Source organism: Shewanella sp. 11B5 (assembly GCF_002836795.1).
Lineage (GTDB): Bacteria > Pseudomonadota > Gammaproteobacteria > Enterobacterales > Shewanellaceae > Shewanella > Shewanella frigidimarina.
In genome coordinates, this window is the sequence record NZ_PJAP01000875.1 from 1 (window position 1) to 3,441 (window position 3,441).

Here is a 3,441-nt window from a genome sequence, read left to right on the forward strand (position 1 = left end):
ATGCAAACGATAGCTTCTTCTGGGTGGTGACTCAATTTAGCCGCATGAGCGTCAAACAAGCGTATCGAGCTCAAACAATGGCGACTTTAGTCCAAGGTGTCACGGCGATGATTACCGTTTATCTACTGAGTTTATTTTTACTGTAAATTATTAATCAGAGTCTTATATGAAAATCGTTATTGCACCAGATTCATTTAAAGAAAGCTTAAGCGCACTTGAAGTAGCTAATGCCATCGAAGATGGATTTAAGCAGGTATTCCCAAACGCGCAATATTGTAAGGTGCCGATGGCCGACGGCGGCGAAGGTACTGTGCAAGCGATGGTCGATGCCACCCAAGGACAGATTATTAATCTTACTGTCACTGGGCCTTTAGGTTTACCTGTAAACGCATTTTATGGCGTGTTAGGACAGCTAGATGAGGATGGAAACCAAACTGCAATAATCGAAATGGCTGCGGCATCAGGTTTACACCTGGTGCCATCCGCTCAACGTAATCCATTATTAACCACCAGTTTTGGTACTGGTGAGTTGATTGCCGATGCATTAGACAGAGGCATAAGACACATCATTTTAGGCCTAGGTGGCAGTGCGACTAACGATGCCGGCGCTGGCATGATGCAGGCCTTAGGCGTAAGACTCAGTGATATAACTAATACTCCATTACCTTTGGGGGGTGCAGCCCTAGCCACATTACATTACATCGACATGCAATTATGCCATCCAGCCATTAAGGAGTGCGTGATTGAAGTGGCGTGCGACGTCGATAATCCGTTATGTGGACCGCGAGGCGCCAGTGCTATTTTTGGTCCACAAAAAGGCGCTACAACCGAGATGGTTGAGCAACTTGACCTCGCTTTGGGGCATTTTGCTCATGTCATTAACCAACACCTTAACCAACCAATTGATGGACACTGTCAATTGCACCCTGGGGCTGGTGCTGCTGGCGGTATGGGGTTCGGCGTAATGACAATGTTAAATGCAACCTTAAAACCTGGGGTCGATATTGTCACAAAAAGCGTTAAGCTGGCACAACATTGTCTTAATGCTGATCTCATTATCACCGGTGAAGGTCGAATGGACGGTCAAACCGTATTTGGTAAAACCCCCATGGGAGTATTGAATGTCGCCAAACAACAGAATATTCCGGTAATTGGCATTTCAGGATGCCTTGGTGAAAATGCAGATGTTATTTTAGCCGAAGGTATGCACGCTATTTTCCCTATCATTCCTGCGCTGCAGCCCTTAGAGCAAGTATTGTCTGAAGCTCAGGTTAATCTAACCAATACCGCGCGCAACATTGCTGCAATCATGTCACTTTCATTTGCGAGTAAGTAATCTTATCCAACACAAATGCCTTACCGCATTTGTGTTGGATTATTCATATCAACATCTTTCATCTTCTGAATAACCGCAGCTAATCCGTAGTAATAACACGATAAATGCTTGAAGCGGAACCAGCCATACAGTAAAGTTAGCACCCTCATTTCGTCCTGAAGGTGCGGCGTTAATCGTAAAGCACCCGTCAATGCTATCAGGATGAAGTTTTCATCATTACGGCAAGCAAAATGACCTCGAAAATCACCCGTCAAGCAAACGCTTCAGAAGACAGTTTACTGCGTATTTTTACCGCCCCTGAAGATTCAACCTCGACGTTGAGCATTATTGAGCAAAAGCTATCTCAAGACCTCGCAGGTTTTTTAGGTAATAGCATCGCCGCACTGGAAAAACCACTGTCAGAAATTGAAACCGACTTTAGCGCCTATCAGATCCCGACAGATCCCAAGTTCGTTTCTGATTATGCCGACGAAATAATGCAAAACCTAGTAGCTCATTCAGTCCATACTTCAGCACCCAGTTTTATTGGACACATGACCTCGGCCTTGCCTTATTTTGTGTTACCACTGTCAAAAATGATGGTCGGGCTAAACCAAAATTTAGTCAAAATTGAAACATCCAAAGCCTTTACTCCATTAGAACGCCAAGTGTTAGGCATGATGCATAATTTGGTGTATCAGCAATCTGATGATTTCTATCATCAATGGATGCACAGCGCTAACCACTCACTCGGGGCATTTTGCTCAGGTGGCACCGTTGCTAATATCACCGCACTGTGGATTGCCCGAAACCGGCTGCTACAACCACGCGGCGATTTTAAAGGCGTCACCCGCGAAGGAATGACGAAAGCATTGCGCTTTTATGGCTATGATGACCTTGCTATTTTAGTGTCAGATCGCGGTCATTACTCTTTGGGTAAAACTGCCGACTTGCTGGGTATTGGCCGAGATAACATCATTAGCATCCCAACAGACGAGCATCATAAAGTCGATGTTGCCGCCATGCGAGATGCAGCAGAAAAGCTGGCACAACAAAATATTAAAGTGATGGCCATTGTCGGTATCGCTGGCACAACTGAAACAGGCAATGTGGATCCCTTAACTGAATTAGCAGCGTTAGCCAGCGAGCTAAATTGCCATTTTCATGTCGACGCTGCCTGGGGCGGCGCGAGTTTATTATCTAAAAAATATAGCCACTTATTGAAAGGCATCGAATTAGCTGACTCCGTCACTATCGATGCTCATAAGCAAATGTATGTTCCAATGGGCGCTGGTATGGTGCTATTTAAAGATCCTGAACTGGCTAAAGCCATAGTGCACCATGCTGAATATATTCTACGGGTAGGTTCAAAAGACTTAGGCAGTCAAACGCTGGAAGGTTCGCGCCCAGGGATGGCAATGCTAGTGCATGCTTGTCTTCAGATTATTGGCCGTGATGGCTATGAAATTCTCATTAATAACAGCCTAGAAAAAGCCCGTTACTTTGGATCAATCATCGACCAACATGCTGACTTTGAGTTAGTCACAGCACCGGAGTTATGTTTACTGACCTATCGCTATGTACCAAAATCGGTGCAAGCTATACTCACTACAGCTCTAGCCAACCAAGACAGCGCTTTAGTTGCATCAATCAATGAACTACTCGATGGACTGACACAATTTATTCAAAAGCATCAACGCGAACAAGGTAAATCGTTTGTGTCACGCACACGTATTAAACCGGCAAAATACTTACGCCAACCAACGACAGTATTTCGTGTGGTACTGGCCAATCCGTTGACCAGTCATCAAATATTGCATGATGTGCTCACCGAGCAAGTCGAAATTGCAGCTTTAGACAGCGAATATTTACCACAGCTGTTGGCGTTATAGCGCGCGAGGGGCAATAATCTCCGCAATTTTTATATCTTTGATTTAACGTCATGTGTATCAGCAGATCAGGGTGAAACAGACACATAATGAAAGCTCATGATCTGAATCAGATTAAGACAAAAGTTGGTTTAAGATATGGCCTGCGGCCACTAACGTCGTGGCGCTTCACCCACACCAGACTAACATCGCAAGGTTCCACCCTGCACTGGCCAAAAGGGGATCAACAGCAATCCC

At 45.0% G+C, this 3,441-nt stretch carries 2 protein-coding genes and 1 pseudogene; all 3 read left to right on the top strand.

Translation table 11 applies throughout. From position 1 onward, the window contains the following. Positions 1 to 146: pseudogene (locus CXF78_RS17495) on the top strand (GntP family permease); the annotation flags it as partial. 20 nt (positions 147 to 166) lie between these two features. Next, positions 167 to 1,336, top strand: coding sequence for a glycerate kinase (locus tag CXF78_RS17500; protein ID WP_102037475.1), 1,170 nt, complete (start codon positions 167 to 169; stop codon positions 1,334 to 1,336). 230 nt (positions 1,337 to 1,566) lie between these two features. Beyond that, positions 1,567 to 3,207, top strand: coding sequence for a pyridoxal-dependent aspartate 1-decarboxylase PanP (gene panP / locus CXF78_RS17505; protein ID WP_102037476.1), 1,641 nt, complete (start codon positions 1,567 to 1,569; stop codon positions 3,205 to 3,207). The last annotated feature ends 234 nt before the right edge of the window (positions 3,208 to 3,441 follow it).

Coding starts and splice junctions, on each gene's coding strand:
- CXF78_RS17500 (WP_102037475.1), top strand. CDS start 167: ATGAAAATCGTTATTGCACCAGATTCATTTAAAGAAAGCTTAAGCGCA.
- panP (WP_102037476.1), top strand. CDS start 1,567: ATGACCTCGAAAATCACCCGTCAAGCAAACGCTTCAGAAGACAGTTTA.